Here is a 25,237-nt window from a genome sequence, read left to right as displayed (position 1 = left end):
ATGGCACCTCCAGTCACTGGAGGTTCAAGAGGGGTCACTCCCCGAACAGCGCGTCGAACAGAACCTTCATGTTCAGCGCCAGGATCACCGCCGCGCAGGCCCATCCGAGCACGGCCTGCCAGCGCGGCGCGGCCAGTGCCCCCAGTCGCGACCTGTCGGTTGCGAACATCATCAGGGGGATGACCGCGAAGGGAAGCTGCATGGACAGGATGACCTGCGAGAGGATCAGCAGCTGCGCCGTGCCCGATTCGCCATAGTAGAAGGTGACGATGACCGCCGGGATGATGGCGATCAGGCGCGTGACCAGCCGTCGCAGCACCGGCGGCAGGCGAAAGCGCAGGAAGCCCTCCATGACCACCTGCCCGGCAAGCGTCGCCGTGACGGTGGAATTGATGCCACAGAGCAGCAGCGCCACCGCGAACAGCGTCGCGGCGATGCCGGTGCCGAGCAGCGGCGACATCAGGCGGTAGGCCTCCTGGATCTCGGCCACGTCGGTGTTGCCCGTGCTGTGGAAGACCGAGGCGGCGGTGATCAGGATCGCCGAGTTGATGAGCAGCGCGAAGGCGAGCGCGATGGTGCTGTCGAGCGTGGCGAACCTGATCGCCTCCTTCTTCGCGGGCTCGGTGTTCTCCCACGCGCGGGATTGGACCACCGCGGTGTGCAGGTAGAGATTGTGGGGCATCACCGTGGCGCCGAGGATGCCCATGGCGATGTAAAGCTGCGTGCGATCCGTGATGATGGTGGCCGAGGGGATGTAGCCCATCAGCACGTCCCCCCAGACCGGGTGTGACAGGGCGAGTTGCACGGCGAAGCAGCCGAAGATCAGCACGATGAAGCCGAAGATCAGCGCTTCGAGCCAGCGCACGCCCTTGTTCTGCAGCCAAAGGATGAGGAAGGCGTCCAGCGCCGTCAGCATGACGCCGAAGATCAGCGGGATGCCGAACAGGAGCTGCAGCGCGATGGCCGTTCCGATCAGCTCGGCGAGGTCGGTCGCGCAGATCGCCGCCTCGGCGAAGAGCCAGAGCGGGTAGGCGACGGGCTTCGGGAAGCGTTCGCGGCAGAGCTGCGCGAGGTCGCGGCCCGTGGCGATGCCGATGCGCGTGCAGAGCGCCTGGAGCAGGATCGCCATCAGGGAGGAGGTGAGCGCGACGGCGAGCAGCGTGTAGCCGAAGGCCGAGCCGCCAGCGAGCGCGGTCGCCCAGTTGCCCGGGTCCATGTAGCCGACGGCCACCAAATAGCCCGGGCCCATGAAGGCGAACAGCTTGCGCAGAAAGCCGCCGGCGTTCGGCACGGCCACGGACCGATGCACCTCCGGCAGGCTGGGCGGGCGGGCAGGGTGGGCGGCTGCGGCATCCGAGGGCGGCGGGTTCATGCCTCGTCTCCGAAAGTTAGTCTAGGCTAAGAAGTGTTCGCGCCTCTATCAAGGGATTCAGTCGCGTATCCAGGATATCGATGCCACGCCGCACCCTGCCTACCGCCGAGGATCAGGCCGCCCGTTTCGTCCGCCAGCGCGAGGCCGACCGGAAGGCGACGGCGGAGGATTACGTCGAGTTGATTGCCGACCTGCTGCGGGAGGAAGGGGAGGCCCGCGCGGTCGACCTCGCCCGGCGCATGGGCGTCTCGCAGGCCACCGTGACGGCGACGGTCGGACGGTTGCAGCGCGATGGGCTCGTGGAGACCAAACCCTATCGCGGGCTGTTCCTGACCGCGGCGGGGACGGCGCTCGCCGCCGAGGCCAAGGCACGCCACGACCTTGTCGTGCGCTTCCTGATCGCCGTTGGGCTCGACGCCGGCACGGCGGAGCAGGATGCCGAGGGCATCGAGCACCATGCGAGCGACAAGGCGCTCACGGCCTTCGCCCGCTTCCTGTCGGAGCGCGGCGACACCACATGATGGCGATGCTGTCGATCGGGGATCTGGCACGTGCCACCGGCGTGAAGCCCACCACCATCCGCTGGTACGAGCAGGAAGGCTGGCTGCCGCCTGCCGCGCGCACCGAGGGCGGGCACCGTGCTTATGGAGAGGCGCATCTGCGCCGGCTCGGCTTCATCCGCCATGCGCGGGAACTCGGGTTCGAAAGCGCGGCGATCCGTACGCTGCTCGATCTTGCCAGCCATCCGGAGGCCGATTGCGGGCAGGTGCATGAGCTGGCGACGGCGACGATCCTTGATATCGATGCGCGGCTGCGCCGGTTGACCGCCCTGCGGGCGGAACTGCAACGCATGGCGACGGGCTGCGCCGGCGGCGTGGTGGGCGAATGCCGCGTGATCGAGACGCTGTCGGATTTCGCGCATGGCCATTGCGACGACCCGAGCCACGGGGCGGGCCCGGCAACACGCGATTGAACAGATGCCGCACCGCCTGCGGCGGGCAGGATCTTCCACGGCCGTTGGCGCGTGGCCAAGATGGTTCGTGCGCTTGACAGCGTGAGGGTTCGGTTGGTGCAGTCCCGCGTGCAACAGCGGGGCGACCTTGATGATCCGACCGACGAGACGCGCAGTTCTGTTCTCAGCGGCTGCAGCGGCAGCAGCACATCCGGCACGCGCTGCGGAGGCCGGTGCGACGCTCGAGATGGCGGTTGGCGCGATCCCGACCTCGCTCGATCCGCAGTACCACACGCTCACGCCGAACAACGCGCTGGCGCAGCACTTCTTCGATCCGCTCGTCGAGCGTGACGCGCAGGCGCGGCTTGCGCCCGGCCTCGCGGAATCCTGGCGGCTCGTCGCCGACGACACCTGGGAGTTCCGGCTCCGCCGCGGCGTGACGTTCCACAATGGCGAGCCCTTCACGGCGCGCGACGTGGTCTACACGCTGGAACGCATCCCGAAGGTGGTGAACAGCCCCGGGTCCTTCGGCGTGTTCACCCGCGCGATCAAGGCGACGGAGGTGGTTGACGACCACACCATCCGCTTCCGGACCGAGGGCGTCTATCCGCTGCTCCCGGCGGATCTCTCGCAGATCGTCGTGCTGTGGCACGGCATCGGCGACAACAGCCAGACCGGGGATTTCAACAGCGGCCGCGCGGTGATCGGCACCGGTCCCTTCCGGCTGCGCAGCTATCGCCATGGCGACCGCGTGGAGATGGAGCGCAACGCGAACTACTGGGGCGACAAACCCGCCTGGGCGCAGGTGAATTACCGCTTCATCGGCAATGACGGCTCGCGCGTCGCGGCGCTGCGGGCGGGGGACGTCGCCTTCATCGACGCGGTGCCGACGACGGATCTCGGCCGGCTGCGGCAGGAGGCGCGCTTCCCGCTGTCGGAGACGGTCAGCCTGCGTTCCGTCTACCTGCGGACCGATTTCCGCGAGCAGAGCCCGTATGTTGCCGGGCCGAACGGGGAAGCGCTGACGACCAACCCGCTGCGTGACCTGCGGGTGCGCCAGGCGCTGTCGATGTCGATCAACCGTGCGGCGATCGCCGAACGGATCATGGCGGGGGCGGCGATCCCGACAGGGCAGTTCATGCCGCCGGACACCTTCGGCTACGCGCCCGACATCGCACCGCCCACCTTCGACGCCGACCGTGCAAGGCGGCTGCTGGCCGAGGCCGGCTACCCGCAGGGCTTCACCGTCACGCTCCATGGACCGAACGACCGCTACGTGAACGATGGGCCGATCTGCCAGGCGATCGGGCAGATGTGGGCACGCATCGGGGTGAAGGTGCGCGTCGATACCATGCCCTATGCCGCGTACTCGCAGCGCAATGCGCGGTCGGATACGTCGATCGGCTTCGGGGGCTGGGCGAATTCCTCGGGCGAGCCCTCCGCGGGGCTGCGCGGGCTGCTCGGCACGCGCGACGTCGCGCGGGGCTGGGGCACGGTGAACCGTTCCGGCTATTCGAACCCGGAATTCGACAGCACGCTGGCGCGCGCGCTGACGACCGCAGACGACAATGCGCGCGAGGCGCTGTTCCAGGAGGCGACGCGCATCGCCGTGCGCGACGTGGCGTGGATCCCGCTGCACATCCAGAAGAACATCTGGGCGATGCGGCAGGGGCTGACGCATACGCCGCGCGCGGATGAGATGACGCTGGCGCAGGATGTGCGGCCGGCTTGATGCGTGCGGGGCAGGGCGGGAGAGGGGCTGAGCCCCTCTCCGCGGCACCCGCGCCGCGTTATTCGCCGACCGACCCGAGCTCCTGCTTCACCAGGCTCAGCCAATACTGCACCCCGACCGGGATCGCATCGTCGTTGAAATCGTAGGTCGGCGTATGCAGCCCTTCCGACGAAGGGCCGCCCGCGCCGATGCCCATGAACATGAAGGATCCCGGGCGCGCCTTCAGCATCAGTGAGAAATCCTCGCCGCCGGTGACGGGGCCGGCATTGGCGTTGACCTTGTCCTCGCCGACGACGCCCGCCGCCGCCTTGGCCGCGATGCCGGTCTGTTCGACATGGTTCACCACGGCGGTGCCGCGGCGGTGATACTCGACCTCGGCAGTGCAGCCGAAGGAAGCGGCGAGGCCGGCGGCCAGTTCGCGCATCCGGCGTTCCATGATGTCGCGCACCTCCTCGGTGAAGGACCGCGCGGTGCCGCCGATCACCATCTCCGCCGGCATGACGTTGGTAGAGAGCAGCGAGCCGCCATGGATGGCGCCAACGCTGATGACCGCGGAATCGATCGCCGCGACGTTGCGCGAGATGATGGTTTGCACGGCGAGGATGAACTGCGCCGTCAGCACGGTGACGTCGGTCGCCATGTGTGGCGTGGAACCGCCATGCCCGCCGGTGCCGCGGAAGGTGACGACCCAGCGGTCGCCGGCGGCCATCGCGGGCCCCGGCTGGATCGCGAAGGTGCCGAAGGGGCGGTTCGGCTTGTTGTGCAGGCCATAGACGGCATCGACGGGGAAGCGGTCGAACAGCCCGTCCTCGATCATCGCCTTGGCGCCGCCGCGGCCTTCCTCGGCGGGCTGGAATATGAAGTGGACGGTGCCGCCGAAATCGGGGTCGTCCTTCAGCATCTTCGCGGCACCGAGCAGCATCGTCGTGTGGCCGTCATGCCCGCAGGCATGCATGACGCCGGGATTCCTCGAGGCATGCGGCAGGCCGGTCGCCTCGGTGATCGACAGCGCATCCATGTCGCAGCGCAGCCCGATCGCGCGCTGACCGGGCTGCCGGCCCTTCAGCGTCGCGACGACGCCGTACTTGCCGACGCCTTCGGTGACGTTGAGGCCCCACCCGCGCAGCTTTTCCGCGACGAGGGCCGAGGTGCGGACCTCCTCCATGCCCATTTCCGGGTGGGCGTGGATGTCGCGTCGGATGGCGACAAGTTCGGGCTGGAGCGCGTCGAGACGGGCTTTGGCGTCGTCGTTCATGGCTGGCGGGTTCCCCATGCGGCCTGGCGATGGGGGATGCTGGGCCTGCTGCGCGCCGCTGGCAACGGCGCCCGGCCGGGATGCTCGCCGGGCGGGCGGGTTCGCTACAGGGAGCAGGCGGCGTCGAGGAAGGCGCCGCCCAGCGTGCCAGCCTCGGCCGGCTGGAAACCGCCGCGCGGGCGTTCGGCGTGCACCGGTTCCTGCGCGTTCGGGCGGGCGAACCAGGCACCTTCCACCGGGCGCCACTCGCGCTGCGCGCAGCGATACTCGCCGACGAAGCGCACCGACCGGGCATTGCCGCCGGTTTCCGGGATCGGGATGGACTCGCGCAGGTTCAGCAGGATCCAGGCGCGGCGGACCGCGCCGGTGGTGACCAGGCCACGCTCCTGCACGAAGCCACTGCTGATCATGCCGCCGGTGCTCAGCGTGCCGATCGGCTGCCAGCCGACTGGCGGCGGCGGCGGCGGCGGCTCTGGCGGCGGCGGAGGCGGGGGCTCCGCCGCGCAGCCGGCCAGGATCAGCGCGAGGAGGAGCGCGTGACGGGCCGCCATCAGGCCATGTTCACCATGATGGTCTTCTTGTGCGTGAAGTGCTCGAGCATCGCTTCCAGCGACGCCTCCTTGCCGAGGCCCGAGGACTTCACGCCGCCATAGGACAGGTTCGCCTGGACGACGAGGTTCTGGTTGATCTGAACCAGCCCCGCTTCCAGCCGGTGCGCGAGGTCGAGGCCGACCTTGAGGTTGTTGGTCCAGAGCGAGGCGGCGAGGCCGTAGTCGGAATCATTGGCTTCGGCGAGCACGGCTTCCGGTGTGTCGAAGGGCTGGATCACGGTGACCGGGCCGAAGATTTCCTCCTGCACTAGGCGGCTGTCCTTCGTCAGGCCTGTGAAGATCACGGGCTGGATGAACAGCCCCTTCTTCAGCGCGGGGTCCTTCGGCATGGCGGAACAGACATGCGCCGTCGCACCCGGCGTCGCGGTGCCCTCGGCGATGAAGCCCTTCACCTTCTCCATCTGGCCTTCGCTGACGATGGTACCGATGTCGGTCTTCTCATCCAGCGGATCGCCCATGACCATGCCGTTCACGGCATCCGTCATCGCCTTCACGAAACGGTCGAAGATCGGGCGCTCGACATAGATGCGCGACGCCGCCGTGCAGGACTGGCCCTGGCGGGTGAAGCGCATCGAGGTCAGCGCGCCGGACACCGTCTTGTCGAAGTCGCAATCCGCGAAGACGATCATCGGCGACTTGCCGCCGAGTTCGAGCGTGACGGGGATCAGCTTCTCGGCAGCGGCGCGGGCGACGATCTTCCCGGTCTCGACCGAGCCGGTGAACGTCACCTTGCGGACCAGCTTGTGCTCGACGAGCGGCGCGCCGCATTCGGGACCGAAGCCCGAGACCATGTTGAACACGCCCGGCGGCAGCACGCGGTTCATGATCTCGCAGATGCGCAGCACGGCGAGGGGGGCTTCCTCCGCCGATTTCACGACGACGCTGTTGCCGGCCACCAGCGCGGGCGCGACCTTCAGCGCCATCAGCAGCATCGGCACGTTCCAGGGGATGATCGCGCCGACCACACCGAGCGGCTCGCGCACCGTCACCGACAGCACCTTCGGGTCGAAGGGGACGGATTCACCCTTCAGCTCGGAACCGAGGCCGCCGAAGAACTCGAAGACGTCGGCGACCACGCCGGCCTCGACACGGGATTCCGTGCGCAGCGCCTTGCCGGTTTCCAGCGCAATCAGCCGGCCGAGCTCATCCACATGCTCCTTCAGGAGCTGGGCGCACTGATGAACGAGCGCGCCGCGCTTGCGCGCCGGGACCTTCGCCCATTCCTTCTGCGCCTTGGCCGCGTTTTGCACGGCCGCATCGACATCGGCGGCATCACCCTCGGCGGCGCGGGCGACTTCGGCGCCGGTCGCCGGGTTCACCACGGCGAAGGTCTTGCCCGACCGCGCCGGGACATAGGCGCCGCCGATGAAATGAACGCCGGAAAGAGCCTTGGCGAGCGCGAAGGGGTCGGTGGAGGGCGCGGCCGGGGTCGGGTGCGGGCGGTCGAGCATGGGTTGTCCTCCCGGAACGGTTCTGGGGTCTATGATCGGGCCGGACCATGCGCCGTGGGGCTGGCCGGAGCAAGCGCCCCCCGGATCAGGCCGTGGTGTGGTCGGGCTGCTCGAGCGCGCAGGATCGAGACGGACTCGAATACCAAAGCCCGGCACCGCAGCAGCCGCTGAGGGTGAGGAGGGTGGCGGTAAGGAGCAGGACGGTTCGCAGCATCGTGGGTCGTTCCGGCAGTTGCCGAAGCATCGACCGCGGAGGGGTGGTAGCGCCAGTGATCTCTGTCGCGCGCCGGGTTGCCCGGCACCGATGTGCCGATTAATCACCACCCAGCCCAAGGGAGTTCCCAATGTCCAGCCCAGCCGGCCCGCTTTCGGGCCTTCGCGTCCTCGACCTCACCCGTGTCCTTGCCGGGCCGACCTGCACGCAGATGCTGGGCGACCTCGGCGCCGAGGTGATCAAGATCGAACGCCCCGAGGCCGGCGACGACACCCGCGGCTTCGCGCCCCCCTTCTGGCCCGAGACGAAGGAGAGCGCCTATTTCATCGGCGTGAACCGCAACAAGAAGTCGGTCACGATGGACATGGCGAAGCCGGAGGCGCAGGCGATCCTGCACCGGCTGCTCGAATCCACCGACATCCTGGTGGAGAACTTCAAGGTCGGCGCCCTGGCGAAGTACGGCCTCGGCTGGGAACAGCTGAAGGACCGCTATCCGCGGCTGATCTACTGCTCGATCACCGGCTTCGGGCAGACTGGTCCGTATGCACCGCGCCCGGGCTATGATGCGCTGATCCAGGCGATGGGCGGCGTGATGTCGCTGACCGGCGAGCCCGCCGGATCGCCGCAGAAGGTCGGCATTCCGGTCGCGGACCTGTTCGCGGGTCTTTATGGCTGCATCGGCATCCTCGCCGCGCTGAACCATCGCACTGCGACGGGGCAGGGGCAGCAGATCGACATCGGCATGCTCGACACGCATGTCGCCTGGCTGGCGAACCAGGGCATGAACTACCTGAGCACGGGGGAGAACCCGGCGCGGCTCGGCAACCAGCACCCGAACATCAGCCCGTATCAGGAATTCCCGACGAAGGACGGCTACATCATCCTCGCGGTAGGCAACGACCCGACCTTCGAGCGGTTCTGCAAGGCCTTCGGGCAGGAGCACCTGCTCGCGGATGAGCGCTTCGCGACCAACCCGAAGCGCGTCGCCAACCGTGACTTGGTGACCCAGACGCTGACCCCGGTGATGAAGACCCGCACCACGGTCGAATGGGTGGAAGCGCTGGAGGCGCAGAAGATCGGCTGCGGCCCGATCAATACCCTGAAGGACGTTTTCGCCGACCCGCACGTCCAGGCGCGCAACATGACCCTTGAGATGGATCATGGCAGCGGCGCGACTGTGAAGGTTATCGCAAATCCCGTTAAGCTCAGCGCGACGCCGCCCACCTATCGGTCGGCGCCGCCCGTGCTGGGCGAACATACCGACGCGGTGCTGTCAGGCATCCTCGGCATGGGCGAGGCGGAGATCGCCGCGCTGCGCGCCAAGGGGATCCTGTAGCCGGCAGCCGCCGGCCGGAGAGGGGTTGGGATGATGCGCGACGGCGCGGTGCGGTGGCTCTCGCCAGCCGGATTCTCCACCATGCGCTGGTGGGAATGGGGCCCCGAGACCGGTGCCCCCGTCGTCTGCGTCCATGGCCTGACCCGCTGCGGCCGCGACTTCGACGTGCTGGCGGAGGCACTCGGCCGCGCCGGGCGCCGGGTGATCTGCCCGGACCTGCCGGGGCGCGGCGCGTCGGATTGGCTGCCCGACGCCGCGCTGTACCAGCCGCCGCACTACATCACGGCGCTGTCGCACCTCCTGGCGCGGCTGGACGGCCCGGTGGACTGGGTCGGCACCTCGCTGGGCGGCATCTGCGGGATGGGCATCGCCGCGACGCCGGGCCATCCGATCCGCCGCATGGTGCTGAACGATGTGGGCTGCTTCGTGCCGCAGCAGGCGATGGCCCGCATCCGCGACTACATGCTAGGCGAGCCGCCTGTCTTCGCCGACATCGCGGCGCTGGAGGCGCATCTGCGGGAGGTGCACGCGCCCTTCGGCAGGCTGACCGATGCCGAATGGCGCCACCTCGCCGAGACCTCCGCGCGGCCCTGCAAGGATGGCGGGCTGATGCTGCACTATGACCCCGCGATCGCAGTGCCGATGCGCGCGCAGGAAGCGCAGGCGCTGGACATGAAGGCGATGTGGGGCCTCGTGGCGGTGCCCGTCCTGCTGATCCGCGGCGCGGAGAGCGACCTGCTGCTGGAGGACACCGCGCGGTCCATGGCGACGCGCGCGGGTGTCCGGCTCGCGGAGATCAACGGCGCCGGCCATGCGCCGGCACTGATGGATACGGCGCAGGTCGCACTGGTGGCGGAGTTCCTGGCTCAGTAGCCGGGGCGCGGCGTCAGTTCCATCACGACCTGGTCGAGCCCGCCATCCACCAGCAGCGCCGCCCCGTTCACATAGGCGGCGCGTGGGCTGGCCAGGTAGGTGACCGCGTCCGCGATGTCCTGCGGCGTGCCGACGCGGCGGTTCGGCACCATGGCGGACCGCCGTTCGAGGATGCCTGGTGCCTGGTAGAAGGATTCCGACAACGGCGTGCGGATCATCCCGGGGCTGACGACGTTGCTGCGGACGCCCTCCGGGCCCCATTCCAGCGCGAGCTGGCGCGACAGCATCGCCACCCCCGCCTTTGACGGGCTGTAGGCGCCACTGCGCGGCTGCGGGTTGGTCGCGGCGATGGAGGCGATATGCACGATGGCGCCGCCGCCGGCTTTGAGCATCTGCGGCCGGGCCGCCTGGGCGCAGATCAGGTAACCCGTGAGGTTGACCGCCAGCAGTGCGTTCCAGGCATCGATGTCGATCTCGGCGAGCGGACCGGGCCGGAGGATGCCGGCGTTGTTCACCAGGATCGTGGCCGGGCCGATGGCGTCCCTGGCGGCGGCGAAGGCGGCGGCGACGCTCGCCTGGTCCGTCGTGTCGCAGCCGGCGGCGAAGACGGTCGCTCCCGTCGAACGCAGGGCCTCGGCCGCTTTGGCGGCGCCGTCCGAATCCCGGTCCAGCAGCGCGACCTTCGCTCCGGCGGCTGCGAGCTCGGCCGCCACCGCACCGCCAATGCCGCCCGCGGCGCCGGTGACGAGCGCGACGCGGCCTGTCAGGCCAAGCCAATCTGATGCCATGTGATCGGTTCCTCCCGGGGGTGGAGGGTCGCGCCGTTTGGGTGGCCGGTCCAGGGCGGCGGGGCGGAGAGGGGCTTTGCCCCTCTCCGGACCTCACCCCACCAAAGGCCGAAGGGCCTTTGGAAACCTCGCTTTGGTGCTCGGCGGGGTGGGCGCTGCGCACACGGGGAGGTCGCGTCGTGCGCCATGACGATGCTTACATCGCACAGCTTCAGCGATTTGCGGTCCAGGCGTCCAACCCCGCTGGTGGGGTGAGGCTTGGAGAGCGGCGGCGCCCCTCTCCAAGCATCCGCTTCACCGCCGCCCGAACCCCAGCCGTCGCCGCAGCCTCTGCCACCCCGACAGCGCACCGGCGGGCGTCGGCGGGAGCGGCGGCAGTTTCGCCGCGTCCTCTGCCGGCATCAGTGCGACACGCTTTTCCCGCAGTGTCGCCACCCGGCGCCAGGCGCGCGCCTGTTCCGCGGAACCGGCCGCGGTGCGGCGAAAGGCGATCAGGGCATCGACTTCGACGCGATGCAGACGGATAGCGGCGACGCCGGGATCCTCGATACGGTCGGACGCCCCGTGCCACGGGCGGCGAAGCTCGTCGGGGAGAGGCCGGCCTTCAGCCATGGCGCAACCGTTCAGCGGCATCGACGGCGAAATAGGTCAGCACGCCGTTGGCACCGGCACGCTTGAAGCCCATCAGGCTTTCCATCATCGCGCGCTCATGCTCGATCCAGCCGTTTTGCACGGCGGCCATGATCATCGCGTACTCGCCGGACACCTGATAGGCGAAGGTCGGCACCGCGAAACGGTCCTTCACGCGGCGGACGATGTCGAGATAGGGCATGCCCGGCTTGACCATGACCATGTCGGCGCCCTCGGCGAGGTCGAGCGCGACCTCGCGCAGCGCTTCGTCGCTGTTCGCCGGGTCCATCTGATAAGTCTTCTTGTCGCCGCGCAGTGCCTTGCCGGAACCGAGCGCGTCGCGGAACGGGCCATAGAAGGCGGAAGCGTACTTCGCCGCGTAGGACATGATGCGCGTGTCGATGAAGCCGTCGGCATCGAGCGCGGCGCGTATCGCGCCGATGCGGCCGTCCATCATGTCCGAGGGCGCAATGACGTCGATGCCGGCCTCGGCCTGGTTCAGCGCCTGGCGGACCAGGATCGCGACGCTGTCGTCGTTGTGGACGTAGTCGCCGGTCCGGGTCTGGCGGATCACGCCGTCATGGCCGTGGTCGGTATAGGGATCGAGGGCGACGTCCCCAACCAGGCCGACCTCCGGAAACTGCTTCTTCAGTTCCCGCGCCGCGCGGCAGATCAGATTGTTCGGGTTCAGCGCCTCGCTGCCCTCGGCGTCCTTCGCCTCGATGGGTGTCGCGGGGAAGATCGCGATGGCGGGAATGCCAAGCGCAGCGGCCTTCTCCACATGCTTCGCCACACGGTCCACGGTGACGCGGAGCTGGCCCGGCATGGAGGCGACGGGCCGCTCCTCGTTGCTGCCCTCGATGACGAAGATCGGCCAGATCAGATCGTCGATCGACAGGGTGTTTTCCGCCACCAATCGGCGCGTCCAGCCGTCGCGCCGGTTCCGCCGCAGGCGGATGGCGGGATAGGCGCCCGGCGCGGCCGGGGCCGCGATGGCTCCCGGCGCTGCGACGGAGAAGGGCGCGCCAGGGCGGCGGTCAGCGTTCATTCCGCGGCAGCCCTGAGGCCGGTGCCGGTCGCGGCAGCGAGCGCCTGGTCGAGGTCGGCGATGATGTCGTCGATGTGCTCGATGCCGATGGACAGGCGAATGTAGCCCGGGGTCACGCCGGAGGAGGCCTGCTCGCCCTCGGAAAGCTGGCTGTGGGTCGTCGTCGCCGGGTGGATCGCAAGGCTGCGGGCGTCGCCGATATTGGCGACGTGGTAGAACATCTTCAGGGCCTCGATGAACTTCTGGCCGGCGTCCTTGCCGCCCTTCAGTTCGATGCCCATCAGGCTGCCATAGCCGGCCTTCAGCATCGCATCGGCACGGCGCTTGGGCTCGCCCGTCATCAGCGACGGATGGATCACCTTCTCGACCGCCGGGTGTTGCGCGAGATGCGCCGCGACGCGCAGCGCGTTCGCGCAGTGGCGTTCCATGCGCAGCGGCAGCGTCTCGAGCCCCTGCAGCGTCAGGAAGGCGTTCATCGGCGCCATCGGTGCGCCGAGGTCGCGCAGCAGGATGACCCGCATGCGGATGATGTAGGCGATCGGGCCGAGCGGCTTCACCGCCTGGGTCCAGACGGCACCGTGATAGGAGGCGTCGGGCTTGTTCAGCGTCGGGAAGCGGTCGGCATGGGCTTCCCAGTCGAAATTGCCGCCATCGACGACCACGCCGCCGATCGAGGTGCCATGGCCGCCAATCCACTTCGTGGTGGAATGCATCACGATCGCGGCGCCGTGCTGCAGCGGCTTGCACAGCACCGGGGCGGCCGTGTTGTCCATGATGAGCGGCACGCCGATCTTGCGGCCGAGCGCGGCGACTTCGGCAATCGGGAAAACGTTGAGCTTCGGATTGGGCAGTGTCTCGGCGTACCAGCAGCGCGTGCGGTCGTCGGTCGCCTTCACGAAGTTCTCGGGGTCGGCCGGGTCGACGAAGCGGACCTCGATGCCGAGCGACTTCAACGTGTTCGCGAAGAGGTTCCAGGTGCCGCCGTAGAGGTCGGTGCTGGAGACAATGTTGTCGCCGGCCTCGCAGAGATTCATCACCGCGAAGGAGGTCGCCGCCTGGCCCGAGCCGAGCGCGAGGCCCGCCACGCCGCCTTCCATCGCCGTGACGCGCTTTTCCAGCACATCCACGGTCGGGTTCATGATGCGGGAGTAGATGTTGCCGAGCTCGGCCAGGCCGAACAGCCGCGCGGCATGGCCGGTGTCCTGGAACTGGAAGGAGGTCGTCTGGTGGATCGGCACGGCGACCGACCCGGTGGAGGGATCCGCCCGCCAGCCCGCATGCAGCGCAATGGTTTCGGGGTTCGTCCAAGTTGGTGCGGACATCGGTAACCCTCCGGTGTGGCGTCTTCCCGGGGCATCAAGTGCCACGGGTTGCGGCGCAGCGAAAGGGAAATGCAGGCATCGCGGATGGCGGGCCGGAGAGAGCAGGAGTTTCGGCGTCCGGCTGCCGATGGGAAAGGAATTTGCACCGTTATGACCGGCGCCCGGCGGGCGCGCCGCGCGCGCAATGCGTTCCCTGACGCGATCCGACCTAGGCGGCCATCACCCGCCCGACCTCCGCCCAGATGCGCGCCCACCCCGCGTCGCGGCCGAATTCCTCGGCGGCGTCGCTCGCCTCGGCCGGAATGCCGGCACGGCGGTCGAGCGCCGCCATGACCAGCGCCGCCGAGACGAAGCTGCGGGTGCGGTAGGCGAGAGCTGGCGCGGTAGAGACGACATCCGGTGCTGCGGGATCACCGATGCGCAGATGGGGGATGCCGGCGCGGAGAGCGATCTCCCGCGCCGGGCGTGTCCTCGCGGGGCGGCCGAGTTCGACGATGAAAGCCGGTCGGCGGCCGTTCCAGCCGCCTGGGTCGAAGAAGGCGCCCGTGGCGGCGAGCGAGATGGCCTCCCGCCGCACGGCGAGCGGGCCATCGGTGGGCCAGTCGGGCATGGCTGCGCCGTCCGGCGCGAAGATCGTCACCGCGCGGCGCTGTGCGGCGGTGAGACAGGCAAGGACGGGGAGCAGATCCGGGGCGGCCGGATCCTCGGCCAGCAGGGCGACCGGCCCGTCCGCGCCGCCGCGCAGCGCGGCGATGAGCCGGCTGTCCTCGCCCCGCCAGAGCAGCGGGACGGCAGCATGCGCGGCACCCGCTGCCCGGCGGATCGCCGCCGCCGCGCGGGAGGGCGCTTCCTCGAGCAGAAGAAAGCGCGGGAAGGCGCCGGCGAGCGTCGTGAGGCGGTCGTCGAGGCTGCCCTGCATCGCCATCGCCGCCGCATGTGCCACGCCGAGCCGGGTGCGAACTGGCGCCGAGGGCCCCGCATCGGGCAGGGTGGCGAACCAGGCGATGAGATGCGGCCCGGCCAGTATTTCCCACAAACCGGCGCGGCGCGGGCGCTTGTCGTCGAACAGCGACTGCGCGACAGCGGCGGGCAACGCCCCGCAGGCGGGGTCAACGACCGGGCGCCCGCGGGTGGCGAGCAGCCGCAGCGCCGCTGGGTCGGCGGCTTCCGGGTCACCGGAGAAATGCAGCGCGATCGGCGCACGGAAGCCGGCATAGCGGGCGACGTCGATGGCATGGTCGAGGATGAGGCTGCCCGGTCGGGCCTGGTCGAAGCGGAGGGCGATCACGACCGAAGGCGGCAGTTCCCCCGCCAGCGTTCCCGCATGGGCCAGGGTTTCCGCGATGCCCTGTTCGGCGGAGGCCACGGAGCGGCGCGACGCCTTGGCAAGTGCTTCCAGCGCCTCCGGCTCACGCACCAGCCGGTGGATCGCGCGCATCATGGCGTCGAAATCGGCGCATTCGTGGAAGGGGTGGGTCGCGGCGTAGCCCTCAAAAGCGTGGACGTGGCTGATCAGCGGCCTGCCCCGCGCCAGCGCCTCCCCCACCTTGATCTTGAGCCCGGTCGAGAAGGCCAGCGGCGCGAGGACGGCGTCGACTTGGTCGTAGAGCGCGTCCATCGTCTCGACCCGGCCGAGCTGGCGCAGATAGGGAAGGTGCAACCCTTCCAGCAGGTCGCAGACTGAGCCGGCGACGACGATCTCGACTGGCAGCAGGGTGCGGCGGAGATAGGCATCGGCTGCTTCGAGGAAGCGGCGGATGTTGCTTGCATTGATGTTGTTGCGCCCGCCGACGATGCCGAAACGCAGCAGGCCGTCAGCCGGCCGCGCGGGGCCGGACGGCGCGGGTGGTTCCATGTGCAGCAGCGTGCGCACGGGCCGGGCGGTCAGGGTCGCGAAGAACGCCGCCTCCTGCTCCTTGATCGCCCAGACGATGTCGGCGCGGCCGAGGGCGAGCCGTTCCTGTTCCTCGGTCGTGTGGAAGTATTCGGCGGAGAGGCCGTTGGCAGCCAGCAGGTCGCGTCGGCCGGAGAAGCGGTCATGCGTGTCGAGGATGCGCAGGACGCCGGACGGCGCGTGTTCGAGCGCCTTCGACAGCCACGTATAGTTGACCAGCAGCGCATCGTAGCGGCCGATCTTGAACAGCCAGTCGAGCATCTGGCCGATGGCCGGGTCCCACCAGTCGTCGGCGGCGTGGTCGGGGCCGGCGGATGGGCGGGAATGCAGCGGGCGGGTGACCGGCGTGTGGAAGACCTCGTCCCATTGTCCGGCCATGGCAGCCAGAGCGTCGCGGGGCAGGCGGGTGCGCCATTCCTCATCCGACGGGTAGTGCAGGAGCGCCACATGCGCGCCTTCGCGCTGCAGGGCGCGGTTCACCTGGACGATGCGGTTGCGGTTGCCGAAAGTGACCGGCCAGGTCGGCACCGGCGACAGCACCAGGACGCGCAGCCCCGCCCAGGAACCACCCGGGGCGGGCAACGGCGCATCAGACGTCATCCTGTTCGTCCAGCCCGGCGAGCAGCGCGATCACCGCATTGTAGACGGCCCCGGCCTGCCAGCGGAAATCCGCGGCGTCATCCTTGTGCAGGGCGAGTCCACGCATCGTGCGGTCGGCGGGATTCTGGGTGAGGAGGTAGCCCTTGACGGCGGCCCAGGCATCATCGCTGCGGTCGAACTGCGCCTTCGGATCGCGCAGGTATTCTGAAACCGCCTGCCAGGCAGCCCGGCGGCGGAACCAACGCTGCGTGAGGCGCCCCGGGTCGACCCAATGGTCCACCGCGGCGAGCGGGTCATAGGCCACGAGCCCGCCGAGTGCCTTGATACGCTCGGTGAGCGCTGTCTCCTCGGCGGAGAGCAGGCTGGCGCCGCCGCCGGTGCGCCCAAGGGAGGTGTCGAACCAGCCGGCATTGCGCAGGGCCGCGATCCGGAACGCGATGTTGGCGCCCGCAACCCATTCGCCATCGGCAAGAAGCCGGCGCTTGGGGCCGAGGTCGACGACGGTGACCTCGCCCAGCATCTCGTCCGGCAGCCACGCGGGTCGCGGCGCCCCCCACCAGGGACGGATGCGACCGCCGACCACGCTGACAGCCTCGCCGAACTGGTCGAAGCAGCCGGCGACGTTCTGCAGCCAGACGGGGTCGGCGCGCGCATCGTCGTCAAGGTAGGCGATGATGGGCGCGCGTGCGTGCCGTGCCGCGACGTTGCGGGCGTTGGACAGGCCGGGGCGGGCCTCGTGCCGCCAGGTAACGCCGGGCCTGTCGGCGAAGGGCGCGGCTTCGCGCGCCGAACGCGCGGGGTCGGGCGAGTTGTCGACGACGATCAGCTCGAACGAGCCAGGCGGCAGGGATTGTGCCAGCACCGATTCAATGGCGCCGGGAAGAAGGTCGTAGCGTTCATAGGTGCAGATGGCGGCAGTGACGCGCGGGGCGCCGGAGACGACGCCGTCAGTCACGGGCGAGGCGTAGGGTCTGGAAGGCCACGCCGAGCCGGCGCCTGTCGGCCGCGCCGTGGTCGGACGGCGAGTGGATGTGCGGTACGTGCAGCGTCACGCGGGTGGGGCCGTCGGTATCGCGCGGAGCAATGGGTTCTGAGCGCATGACCTTGCCGGGGCCTTGGTGATGGAGGGGGTAGCGCTGGCCGTCGACCTCGATGGCGAGGGCCTTTGCGTTGTCGGGGGTGCCGAAGTGGAAAAGGCGGAAGGTGGCGATGAGGGGGGCGGAACGGTCGATCCAGGCTTCGAAATGGACGTCATGGTCGGGGCCGGTCCAGCGCAGCGCGCCATCGGGGCCCCATTCGAGCTGGTAGAAGCCGTCCTGGGCGGGGAGGAGCTGGTCGGCGGCGATGTCGTGGGTGGTGGGGAGAGCTGTTGTCTCGGCGGAGGCCGGGGTAGCGGTGGCAGGTAGTGCAGCGTCGCGTAGCTGGAGGATGCGTTCGTAGGAATCGAGACGTGCGCGCAACTCAGCAACCTCGGCGCGGAGCCGCTCGGTGTCTGACGCCGCATCGGCCGCGATTGCGCCTTCATTGGTCAAGATAGCATCCATGGGCTTCGCTTTCGGCAAGCACGCAGCGCTCGCCGCAGGAAATGCTGTGTCGTTGAGGAGCACCGGTCAACCCAAGATTGGGTAACCGTATCCTACCCGTACCGGTCCAGCCCCGCTGCGATGGTCGGCAGGCGCTGCCGCAGGTCTTCGAGCTGCGGTGCCAGCTTCTCGGCGACGATGGCGCGTACCTCGTCGAGATCACCGTCCGGCTTACCGCCTTCGAAGACCTTCTCGCGCGCTTTGGGGAAACTGGCTTCGCTGAAAGGGAGGCCGAGAAAGTCGCAGATGCGGCGGAGCACACCCATCGGGTCGTCGCGGATCAGGCCGTTGTAATCAATGTGTAGCTGACCGGTCGGAAGCATGCCCCTCCAGCGCAGGAGCCAGTTTCCATAGTCGGAGTACCAGGCCACGCCGTTCCACCAGTTGGAGAGTGCGATCTCCTTCATCCGGCCAGCGGTCGGTGTCTTCCCGCATAGCATGGCGAGGTGGGACATCGCTCGGGCGACGGGATGGCGCAGCAGGACAATGACCTTCAGGTTCGGATTGAAAGCCAGTGCATGGCGAATCGCCTCGCGGGGTAGCACGGAATATTGCGGCGAGATCTCTCCGCAGATCTGATCCACTCCGCAGCCTTCGAAGAGTGTTGCGTATGCCTCATCCGTCATCGGTTCCTGGGCCAGGGCATCGAGACTGGCGATGACGCGGGCACGGATCTCGGGCCGAGGTTCCTTGCCACCAGGCCGATCGGTCAGCGTCCAGTGCTTGCGCGCTTGGCCGACCTGGAAGGCGCGGTGATCCGCATCCGCCTTGGCCCAGCCGGGGACGTAGAGCGATGAGAAATACGCGACCTCCTTGACGGGCGGCATCAGGATTCCGGGATGGCCGCGCAGATTGGCGTAGAGCCAAGTCGTGCCTGCCTTCTGCGCGCCGATGCAGATGAAATCGGGCCGCGCGGCACGCGACGACGTGATTGGCGCATAATGCGGGCTGCGGCGGTCCGGCGAGGCGACGGCTGCTTCCTCTTTCTGCGCAATCTTCTCGAGCATGAACCACTCCGGAACGGCGCCCTTCAGAGGGGGCGGCTCTTTTCCTTAGCGCCCGGTCATGCGACATGGAAGGCCGCATGACCGCTGCGGCACAACAAGAGATGCGCTATCCCGATTTTCTGTGCATCGGTGCGCAGAAGGCGGGCACCACATGGCTCGATGCGAATCTCCGACGACATCCGCAGATATGGATGCCGTGGATCAAGGAACTGCAGTTCTTCAACGATGTGCATATCCCGGCGCATCGGGCATGGACGGGCCGGCATCGATGGCAGCATGCCGAGAAGGCGGCGCGACGATTGGTTCGGCGAGCGGAGGACAAGCCGCTCGATATGACAATTCTACACCGCATCACCTCCATCGGAACGTCGTCCGTCTCTGATGACTGGTATGGACGGATCTTCGCTCATGCGCGCGCCGATCAAGTCTGCGGCGAGGTTACGCCAGAGTATAGCTTGCTACCTGTGCAAGGAATTGAGCACGTTAAGAGACTAAATCCTGAATTAAAGATTATATTTCTCCTGCGCGATCCCGTTGATCGGTGCTGGTCGCACTTGAGAATGTTGGCAAAAAATCACACGAAATTGGATTTATTGCAGGCCGCACAAAGCTCGGACGTTCTTGATAGAAGTAATTTTGTGTCAATATATCAAAAATGGGTTAGTATTTTTGGATTTGATAAAATATATCTTTCTTGTCTGAAGAATATTGCTGAAACTCCTTGCGAATTTCTGGGAGATATTTGTCGATTCCTCGGAATTTCCGTGCACTCCAAAATTAACCTATCCGCTTACGAGCCTGTTTTTGTCGGGGAGCGCTTGGAAATGCCGGAAGCAATTCGTGCTGTTCTCGAGCGAAGATTGGAGCGAGTTCGGGACGAAATGCGCGCATTACCGATTCGTCGCGTGCCAATGGTCGCGGCCGGGGTGGGGTCGTGACGGCGCCGGGCAGGTTCGATGCGCGCGTTGCGGCGTTTCACCGCGCGCTTCTTCTTCCTGTGGAGCGGCTTGCATCGGGCGGCGCGCCTTTTCGGGTCGGCGCCCTCGATCAGAATGGGCTGCCTATTAAGGAGTTTCGTCTTCGCCGGGGACGATCCACAACCGCTGATGCGACTTTCCAGCATCCGACGGAGATTCTCGAAGGCGAGTATGTCTACGGGGGCATTTCGTTCGCTCAGTGGGGTCACTTCCTCTTGGAGACGCTCGCCCGGCTTTGGTTTTTGAAGGCCTGTAGCGATCACTTGCCAATCATCTGGCACGGCGTCGATGGGCATGCTGGATTTTGGCGTTGGCAGGCGGAGCTAATCAATATCGTGGGTCTTGGGGGGCGAGAGCATCGCTTTGTTGTCTCGCCTACTCAGATTTCGAATCTGACGGTGCCCGAGCCAGGCTTCGTTCTCTTGGATGAGTTTGCTGAGCGTCAGGTGCGTGCCCTTGGATGTGTTTCGTTCGGTGCGAAGCGCCGCGGCCACCGGGTGTGGATATCCCGCTCTCAACTGAAGGCGCGTACGATCGCCGGTGAGGCTGATGTTGAGGCCCGACTCCTGGAGCGCGGCTGGGCCGTTCTCTCGCCTGAGAAGCTCTCAGTACGCGAGCAACTCACTATGATTGCGGGCGCTGAGGTGATTGCCGGTTTCGAGGGGTCGGCATTCCATACGCTGGCGCTGTTCGACGACGTTCCGTCAAAAGTGCGTATCGTCGCCCGACCTGGTGGCATTGGCGCGAACTACCAACTCATCGCCGCGGCGAAGTCGATTGATCAGGCAGTATTTACGGCCCAGGTCGACGCCGTTTCCGTCAGCGATCGGGGAACAACGTTGGCGGCACGGGATCCTGCGAGGATTGTCGAGTTTGCTAACGATGGTGGTGCCAAGTTGCCGCAGCGCGCACCGTCTCCGGTTCCGGGCAAGGATCGGATTAGGGCGCTTCGCGCTGAGGCCTGGAGGCTATTGGGGAAGAAGGCCCGTCTCGAAGCTGACGCGATTGCGCAGGCGGTGCTTGCGGAGGTGCCCTTAGATGCCGGGATGCTGCGTTGCCGCGCGGAAGTCGCACTGGCGATGCGTGACTTGCCGGCTGCACTCGAACTGGCGACGTTGGCCTGGGCACAGCCGAGTGCAACCAGTGAACACGCGTTGCTGCTGGCCGACATTCTCCTGAAAACGAACAGGCCGGCCGATGTTATCGACCTCATCGCTTCGGCCTCTGCGCGCTTATCGAATGCCGTCACACTGGTCCGGCCGCATGTTGAAGCACTCCGACGCCTTGGTCGATACGATGAGGCTGCGGCGGTGTTCGATGTTCAGGATATGCGTGCTTTACCGCGGTCGCTGCAGTTGCTGCGCGCGCTGGTCCTTGTGGAGTGCGAACGTGAGTTCGATGCGATTGAAGCATTGTGTGACTTGGTGGAGGGCATCGATCCAGGGCGCGCCGATCTGGGCGGCATCGTTAACGTTGTCGATATCCTTCGCCAGCGTCGAGCGATAGGACGCAGCAATGAACGATTGGTGCGCGCTCTCTCGCGTTTGCCACCCCACTTTCGACTTGCATGGCTTGTTGCGCCAGATGCCCCGTCGCCCGAAGCGCTCGACCACGACGATTGCGCTGTCGTTGCGGTGCAAGGTCAGGAAGCTGATCCGCGTATCGCGGGAGTATTCAAGGACTGGCCCAGACATCCGGCCTCATCCTTTGCGCGAAATTTTCGACCCGAACAGGACGTGAATCTGCGTTCTTACCGAAATGTTTACTTGTATGTGTTTGAATCAGGCTTTATTTTGCTCGATCGGGATTGGAATCCGTTAGATATTTCATATCCCTATGCGCTTCCAACGCACGTTGATTTGATTCGAGATCGATCTCCCGTCTCCCTCGGGAGTATATTTTATGCCGGGGATCGGTTTGCTCCGCGTAATTACTGTCATTGGATATCCGACTACCTGCCGAGAATTTTGGTGGCCAATGACCTTGGTGTCGATTTAAAGATCGGCATTCCGCGGTATGATGCCAAAAAATTCCAGTTAGATTCACTGTCGTTTTTTGGAATAGACCCTCACAGTGTACATAATATCGCGAATGGACTCTATCATTGCGAGGTATTAAAGATTCTAGATTCTTCATCGCATCGATTCCAGAGATACTTTCAACACGGAAATGCGAAGTATGCCTCCGCGCTTCTTCGGCGCCTGCCAAGGGCCGACGGTCTGCCCTCCAAGCGCATTTGGTTGACTCGTGGGGAAACCAAGATCCGCCATCTGGTCAATGAAGCTGAGGTCAACCAACTGGTCGAGAAGCTGGGCTTCCGTGCCATAGATGCCGGCGCCATGCCATTTGCCGAGCAGGTACAGCTAATGATGTCGGCCGCACATGTAGCTGGCCCGCATGGTGCAGCTTTTCAGAATATCCTTTTCTGCCGAGAACGCACGGGGGTGGCGGAGTTCTTCCCCGCTAACTATGGGACGCCGGCTTTCGCGGTTATGGCGGCGCTTAGGAACTTGAGATATCAACCCTTTATCGTAGAAGCTGCGGGATCAGTCGTTCGCCTTGGACAGGAACGTCAGTCAGCAGACTTCAGCGCCGATCTTTCATCGATCGAGGCGGGCATTCGTAGTCTACTGCGGGAGACTGCCGCACCGTAGCCGAAATTCTTTAAGTATTGGCAAGGCCTGTATCCATATCAATTTAATGGGAGAATTTCAGATTGGTCGCAGCCATGTCCGGCGACGAGCTTAGAGTCTGGTTGACGATTCTGCGGCGAGGGGCGCGTTTTGTTGGAGAATGAGATCGAACCACTGTCTGGTGGCGAGCGGCGTCCAAAAATCCTCCATCCGCGAATGAGCGCCCCTGAGATCAAAATGTTGCGCGAGCTTGCGTTGAAGAGTCGGTGTGTCACGGAATTCGGTATTGGTGGGTCGACGTCTCTATTTGTTAGATCTGGTGCCGAAATGGTGGTGTCCGTGGAATCTGACGCTCGCTGGATTGAAGCGGTACTTGCCCAAGACAATCTGAGCGATGCGCTTGCTCACCGACGCGTAATCGTCGAGCATGTTGATCTCGGCCCGGTAAGAGCTTGGGGTTACCCGGCTAACTTAGACAAGATTGACGCGTGGCCGACATATTCCCGGGCGCCTTGGCCTGTCTGGGATCGAATGGCGCAGACGCCAGATCTGGTACTTGTGGATGGCCGGTTCCGCGTGGCGTGTTGTGCCCGAACCGCTGAGTTCCTTATTGAGAGGCGGGTCAGCGATGCGTTGATTCTGGTGCACGACGTCACGTCTAAGCGAGCAGGCTACCAGAGGATCTTCGATTTCATGGACGAGATCCGATCGACGGAAACCCTTTTCCTTCTCCGATGCAAGGCCGGCATCGGTCTTCACCAACTCCGGAAGATTGCGGAGGAAACGGAGCGCGAGCCACAGTAACCGCTTCGTACTTTTCGCCACCACAACGCGTTCTCCCAAGACGCTACGGCCTTCAGCTCGCCACGGAGGCGGCCCTCGTGATGGCAGGTCGAACCACCGCGGATCGAGTGCCCCGAGTATCTCGGCTTCACCGAGGCAGGCACCATCGGCGGCCTCCCGAACCGCATGTGGTATCTCGACTCCTGCCTGCTGCGCTTGATTGGCGATGGCTGTCATGAACATGGCTGTCATGAACCCGGCTTGCCAAGCTCGATCCGCAAAGCGCAAAACCGGGCCTATGATCCGCCTCGCCCCCCGCCTCCTCCGCGCGCCGGACGGCCCCGCCGCCGGCGCCCCGCCCGAGACCTTCTTCCGCGCCCCCCTGGCCGCTGCCGACCCGGACATCGCCGCCGCCGTCGCCCAGGAACTCACCCGCCAGCAGGACGGCATCGAACTCATCGCCTCCGAGAACATCGTCTCGAAGGCGGTGCTCGAGGCCCAGGGCAGCGTCCTGACCAACAAATACGCCGAGGGCTACGCCGGCCGTCGCTACTACGGCGGCTGCGAGGCGGTGGACATCGCCGAGCGTCTGGCGATCGAGCGTGCGTGCAAGCTGTTCGGCGCGTCCTTCGCGAACGTCCAGCCGCATTCCGGCGCCCAGGCCAACCAGGCGGTGTTCTTCGCCCTCATGCAGCCGGGCGACACCTTCATGGGGCTCGACCTCGCCGCGGGCGGGCATCTCACGCATGGCTCACCGGCCAACCAGTCGGGCAAGTGGTTCAAGGTCGCGCCCTACACCGTGCGGCGCGATGACCAGCGCATCGACATGGATGAAGTCGCCCGCATCGCGCGGGAAAGCCGCCCCAAGGTCATCGTCGCCGGCGGCTCCGCCTATGCCCGCGCCTGGGACTTCGCCCGCTTCCGCCAGATCGCGGACGAGGTCGGCGCCTACTTCATGGTGGACATGGCGCATTTCGCCGGTCTTGTGGCCGGCGGTGCGCATGACAGCCCGGTACCCCACGCTCACGTCACCACCACCACCACGCACAAGACGCTGCGCGGCCCCCGTGGCGGCATGATCCTCACGAATGACGAGGCGCTGGCGAAGAAGATCAACTCCGCGGTCTTCCCGGGCCTGCAAGGCGGCCCGCTGATGCATGTCATCGCCGCGAAGGCAGTGGCGTTCGGGGAGGCGCTGAAGCCCGACTTCCGCACCTATGCCGCCGCCGTGGTGGCGAACGCCAAGGCGTTGGCCGAGGAACTGAAGGCCCAGGGCCTCGACCTCGTCACCGGCGGCACCGACAACCACCTGCTGTTGGTGGATCTGCGGCCGAAGAAGCTTACGGGCAAGGTGGGGGAGGCGTCGCTGAACCGCGCGCACCTCACCTGCAACAAGAACGCGATCCCGTTTGATCCGGAAAAGCCGATGGTGACCTCCGGTGTCCGCCTCGGCACGCCCGCAGGCACGACGCGGGGCTTCGGCACGGCGGAGTTCCGTGAGGTCGGCAAGCTGATCGGTGAGGTGCTGGACGGCGCGGCCCGCGCCAATGCCGAGGACGGTAATGCGGCGGTCGAGGCGGCGGTGAAGGCCAAGGTGCTCGAACTCTGCCGGCGTTTCCCGGTCTACTGACCGGGCGCGTCGCCCCCACCGGTGGCGTTTCAACGAAGCTTCAGCCACAATATATGGCGATCGTTGAATGATCGGCGAGGGAGCGACCGATGAAGTGCCCGTTCTGCGGTGCGGAAGACACGCAGGTGAAGGACAGCCGCCCGGCCGAGGATGCGGCGGCGATCCGGCGCCGTCGCGCCTGCCCCGCTTGCGGGGCGCGCTTCACGACCTTCGAGCGCGTGCAGCTCCGCGAAATCACGGTGCTGAAGACGGACGGCCGCCGCGTACCCTTCGACCGGGAAAAGCTGGCGCGCTCCGTGCGCGTCGCGCTGCGCAAGCGTCCGGTGGATGAGGACCGGATCGAGCGGCTGGTGAATTCCATCCAGCGCCGACTGGAGACGGAGGGCGAGACCGAGATCCCGTCCCGCAAGATCGGCGAGCTGCTGATGGAATCGCTGAAGGAACTGGACCAGGTCGCCTATGTCCGCTTCGCCAGCGTCTATCGCAATTTCAGCGAGGCGAAGGATTTCCAGGCCTTCCTCGGGGAACTCGGCGGCAAGGAGTAGG

At 66.6% G+C, this 25,237-nt stretch carries 22 protein-coding genes; 9 read left to right on the top strand and 13 right to left on the bottom strand.

From position 1 onward, the window contains the following. Positions 1-34: 34 nt before the first annotated feature. Positions 35-1,372 carry an Nramp family divalent metal transporter gene (locus GXW78_RS09790; RefSeq protein WP_211868310.1) on the bottom strand — a complete coding sequence of 446 codons (1,338 nt, stop codon included), beginning with the start codon at positions 1,370-1,372 and terminating at the stop codon, positions 35-37. An 80-nt stretch (positions 1,373-1,452) separates the two neighbouring features. Between GXW78_RS09790 and mntR the strand changes: the two genes are divergently transcribed. The 3 genes from mntR (at position 1,453) to GXW78_RS09775 (ending at position 4,056) form a co-directional block, all read left to right on the top strand. Beyond that, positions 1,453-1,893: a manganese-binding transcriptional regulator MntR gene (mntR, locus tag GXW78_RS09785; RefSeq protein ID WP_211868309.1), complete on the top strand. Its 441-nt coding sequence runs from the start codon at positions 1,453-1,455 to the stop codon at positions 1,891-1,893. Further along, the gene (locus tag GXW78_RS09780) at positions 1,890-2,345 is read left to right on the top strand and encodes a MerR family transcriptional regulator (protein ID WP_211868308.1); all 456 of its coding nucleotides are present in this window, start codon (positions 1,890-1,892) and stop codon (positions 2,343-2,345) included. Before mntR ends, GXW78_RS09780 begins: the two co-directional genes overlap by 4 nt. Positions 2,346-2,475: 130 nt before the next feature. Next, entirely contained in the window at positions 2,476-4,056 is a 1,581-nt protein-coding gene (locus GXW78_RS09775) for an ABC transporter substrate-binding protein (RefSeq protein WP_211868307.1), read from the top strand. Positions 4,057-4,114: 58 nt separating this feature from the next. Here GXW78_RS09775 and GXW78_RS09770 read toward each other — a convergent pair whose 3' ends face one another. From GXW78_RS09770 to GXW78_RS09760, 3 genes are all read right to left on the bottom strand, one after another. Next, the gene (locus tag GXW78_RS09770) at positions 4,115-5,311 is read right to left on the bottom strand and encodes a M20 aminoacylase family protein (RefSeq protein WP_211868305.1); all 1,197 of its coding nucleotides are present in this window, start codon (positions 5,309-5,311) and stop codon (positions 4,115-4,117) included. 104 nt (positions 5,312-5,415) lie between these two features. Next, positions 5,416-5,862 (bottom strand): surface-adhesin E family protein, encoded by a 447-nt coding sequence (locus GXW78_RS09765; RefSeq protein WP_211868303.1) that lies wholly within the window; start codon positions 5,860-5,862, stop codon positions 5,416-5,418. Next, positions 5,862-7,373, bottom strand: a complete 1,512-nt coding sequence (locus GXW78_RS09760; protein WP_211868301.1) for an aldehyde dehydrogenase family protein — start codon at positions 7,371-7,373, stop codon at positions 5,862-5,864. Before GXW78_RS09760 ends, GXW78_RS09765 begins: the two co-directional genes overlap by 1 nt. A 344-nt stretch (positions 7,374-7,717) precedes the next feature. Here GXW78_RS09760 and GXW78_RS09755 point away from each other — a divergent pair, with 344 nt between their 5' ends. Both GXW78_RS09755 and GXW78_RS09750 read left to right on the top strand, forming a co-directional pair. After that, positions 7,718-8,923: a CaiB/BaiF CoA transferase family protein gene (locus GXW78_RS09755; protein ID WP_211868299.1), complete on the top strand. Its 1,206-nt coding sequence runs from the start codon at positions 7,718-7,720 to the stop codon at positions 8,921-8,923. 30 nt (positions 8,924-8,953) lie between these two features. Next, the gene (locus GXW78_RS09750) at positions 8,954-9,796 is read left to right on the top strand and encodes an alpha/beta fold hydrolase (RefSeq protein ID WP_338147717.1); all 843 of its coding nucleotides are present in this window, start codon (positions 8,954-8,956) and stop codon (positions 9,794-9,796) included. On the opposite strand, the gene GXW78_RS09745 is transcribed toward GXW78_RS09750, so the two are convergent. From GXW78_RS09745 to GXW78_RS09710, 8 genes are all read right to left on the bottom strand, one after another. Beyond that, positions 9,790-10,584 carry an SDR family NAD(P)-dependent oxidoreductase gene (locus GXW78_RS09745; protein ID WP_211868297.1) on the bottom strand — a complete coding sequence of 265 codons (795 nt, stop codon included), beginning with the start codon at positions 10,582-10,584 and terminating at the stop codon, positions 9,790-9,792. The two genes, GXW78_RS09750 and GXW78_RS09745, sit on opposite strands and share 7 nt — an antisense overlap. A 294-nt stretch (positions 10,585-10,878) precedes the next feature. Continuing rightward, positions 10,879-11,196, bottom strand: a complete 318-nt coding sequence (locus GXW78_RS09740) for a hypothetical protein (protein WP_211868295.1) — start codon at positions 11,194-11,196, stop codon at positions 10,879-10,881. Next, entirely contained in the window at positions 11,189-12,262 is a 1,074-nt protein-coding gene (hemB, locus tag GXW78_RS09735) for a porphobilinogen synthase (RefSeq protein WP_211868293.1), read from the bottom strand. Before hemB ends, GXW78_RS09740 begins: the two co-directional genes overlap by 8 nt. After that, on the bottom strand, positions 12,259-13,584 hold the full coding sequence (locus tag GXW78_RS09730) for an O-acetylhomoserine aminocarboxypropyltransferase/cysteine synthase family protein (protein WP_211868291.1): 1,326 nt from the start codon (positions 13,582-13,584) through the stop codon (positions 12,259-12,261). Before GXW78_RS09730 ends, hemB begins: the two co-directional genes overlap by 4 nt. Before the next feature lie 208 nt (positions 13,585-13,792). Further along, positions 13,793-16,078 (bottom strand): glycosyltransferase, encoded by a 2,286-nt coding sequence (locus tag GXW78_RS09725; RefSeq protein WP_211868289.1) that lies wholly within the window; start codon positions 16,076-16,078, stop codon positions 13,793-13,795. Then, positions 16,068-17,033 carry a glycosyltransferase family 2 protein gene (locus tag GXW78_RS09720; RefSeq protein ID WP_211868287.1) on the bottom strand — a complete coding sequence of 322 codons (966 nt, stop codon included), beginning with the start codon at positions 17,031-17,033 and terminating at the stop codon, positions 16,068-16,070. Before GXW78_RS09720 ends, GXW78_RS09725 begins: the two co-directional genes overlap by 11 nt. Continuing rightward, a complete protein-coding gene (locus tag GXW78_RS09715; protein WP_211868285.1) occupies positions 17,026-17,610 on the bottom strand; it encodes a hypothetical protein in 585 nt (194 codons plus the stop codon). The genes GXW78_RS09720 and GXW78_RS09715 overlap by 8 nt, the downstream gene beginning before the upstream one ends. 104 nt (positions 17,611-17,714) lie before the next feature. Further along, positions 17,715-18,668 (bottom strand): sulfotransferase family protein, encoded by a 954-nt coding sequence (locus GXW78_RS09710; protein ID WP_211868283.1) that lies wholly within the window; start codon positions 18,666-18,668, stop codon positions 17,715-17,717. Positions 18,669-18,745: 77 nt separating this feature from the next. On the opposite strand from GXW78_RS09710, the gene GXW78_RS09705 reads away from it, so the two are divergent. Continuing rightward, positions 18,746-19,606: a sulfotransferase gene (locus GXW78_RS09705; RefSeq protein WP_211868281.1), complete on the top strand. Its 861-nt coding sequence runs from the start codon at positions 18,746-18,748 to the stop codon at positions 19,604-19,606. Next, complete coding sequence (locus GXW78_RS09700; protein WP_211868279.1) at positions 19,603-22,299, top strand: glycosyltransferase 61 family protein; 2,697 nt, start codon at positions 19,603-19,605, stop codon at positions 22,297-22,299. Before GXW78_RS09705 ends, GXW78_RS09700 begins: the two co-directional genes overlap by 4 nt. Positions 22,300-22,749: 450 nt before the next feature. Here GXW78_RS09700 and GXW78_RS09695 read toward each other — a convergent pair whose 3' ends face one another. Further along, positions 22,750-23,313 (bottom strand): hypothetical protein, encoded by a 564-nt coding sequence (locus GXW78_RS09695; protein ID WP_211868277.1) that lies wholly within the window; start codon positions 23,311-23,313, stop codon positions 22,750-22,752. 46 nt (positions 23,314-23,359) lie between these two features. On the opposite strand from GXW78_RS09695, the gene glyA reads away from it, so the two are divergent. Continuing rightward, a complete protein-coding gene (glyA, locus tag GXW78_RS09690; protein WP_211868276.1) occupies positions 23,360-24,691 on the top strand; it encodes a serine hydroxymethyltransferase in 1,332 nt (443 codons plus the stop codon). An 89-nt stretch (positions 24,692-24,780) separates the two neighbouring features. Continuing rightward, positions 24,781-25,236, top strand: a complete 456-nt coding sequence (gene nrdR / locus GXW78_RS09685) for a transcriptional regulator NrdR (RefSeq protein WP_211868274.1) — start codon at positions 24,781-24,783, stop codon at positions 25,234-25,236. The last annotated feature ends 1 nt before the right edge of the window (position 25,237 follow it).

Origin of the sequence: Neoroseomonas terrae, assembly GCF_018129025.1 — a bacterium.
Lineage (GTDB): Bacteria > Pseudomonadota > Alphaproteobacteria > Acetobacterales > Acetobacteraceae > Neoroseomonas > Neoroseomonas terrae.
This window is presented reverse-complemented; position numbering and strand designations above follow the sequence as displayed.

Coding starts and splice junctions, on each gene's coding strand:
- GXW78_RS09790 (WP_211868310.1), bottom strand. CDS start 1,372: ATGAACCCGCCGCCCTCGGATGCCGCAGCCGCCCACCCTGCCCGCCCG.
- mntR (WP_211868309.1), top strand. CDS start 1,453: ATGCCACGCCGCACCCTGCCTACCGCCGAGGATCAGGCCGCCCGTTTC.
- GXW78_RS09780 (WP_211868308.1), top strand. CDS start 1,890: ATGATGGCGATGCTGTCGATCGGGGATCTGGCACGTGCCACCGGCGTG.
- GXW78_RS09775 (WP_211868307.1), top strand. CDS start 2,476: ATGATCCGACCGACGAGACGCGCAGTTCTGTTCTCAGCGGCTGCAGCG.
- GXW78_RS09770 (WP_211868305.1), bottom strand. CDS start 5,311: ATGAACGACGACGCCAAAGCCCGTCTCGACGCGCTCCAGCCCGAACTT.
- GXW78_RS09765 (WP_211868303.1), bottom strand. CDS start 5,862: ATGGCGGCCCGTCACGCGCTCCTCCTCGCGCTGATCCTGGCCGGCTGC.
- GXW78_RS09760 (WP_211868301.1), bottom strand. CDS start 7,373: ATGCTCGACCGCCCGCACCCGACCCCGGCCGCGCCCTCCACCGACCCC.
- GXW78_RS09755 (WP_211868299.1), top strand. CDS start 7,718: ATGTCCAGCCCAGCCGGCCCGCTTTCGGGCCTTCGCGTCCTCGACCTC.
- GXW78_RS09750 (WP_338147717.1), top strand. CDS start 8,954: ATGATGCGCGACGGCGCGGTGCGGTGGCTCTCGCCAGCCGGATTCTCC.
- GXW78_RS09745 (WP_211868297.1), bottom strand. CDS start 10,584: ATGGCATCAGATTGGCTTGGCCTGACAGGCCGCGTCGCGCTCGTCACC.
- GXW78_RS09740 (WP_211868295.1), bottom strand. CDS start 11,196: ATGGCTGAAGGCCGGCCTCTCCCCGACGAGCTTCGCCGCCCGTGGCAC.
- hemB (WP_211868293.1), bottom strand. CDS start 12,262: ATGAACGCTGACCGCCGCCCTGGCGCGCCCTTCTCCGTCGCAGCGCCG.
- GXW78_RS09730 (WP_211868291.1), bottom strand. CDS start 13,584: ATGTCCGCACCAACTTGGACGAACCCCGAAACCATTGCGCTGCATGCG.
- GXW78_RS09725 (WP_211868289.1), bottom strand. CDS start 16,078: ATGACGTCTGATGCGCCGTTGCCCGCCCCGGGTGGTTCCTGGGCGGGG.
- GXW78_RS09710 (WP_211868283.1), bottom strand. CDS start 18,668: ATGCTCGAGAAGATTGCGCAGAAAGAGGAAGCAGCCGTCGCCTCGCCG.
- GXW78_RS09705 (WP_211868281.1), top strand. CDS start 18,746: ATGACCGCTGCGGCACAACAAGAGATGCGCTATCCCGATTTTCTGTGC.
- GXW78_RS09695 (WP_211868277.1), bottom strand. CDS start 23,313: ATGACAGCCATGTTCATGACAGCCATCGCCAATCAAGCGCAGCAGGCA.
- glyA (WP_211868276.1), top strand. CDS start 23,360: ATGATCCGCCTCGCCCCCCGCCTCCTCCGCGCGCCGGACGGCCCCGCC.
- nrdR (WP_211868274.1), top strand. CDS start 24,781: ATGAAGTGCCCGTTCTGCGGTGCGGAAGACACGCAGGTGAAGGACAGC.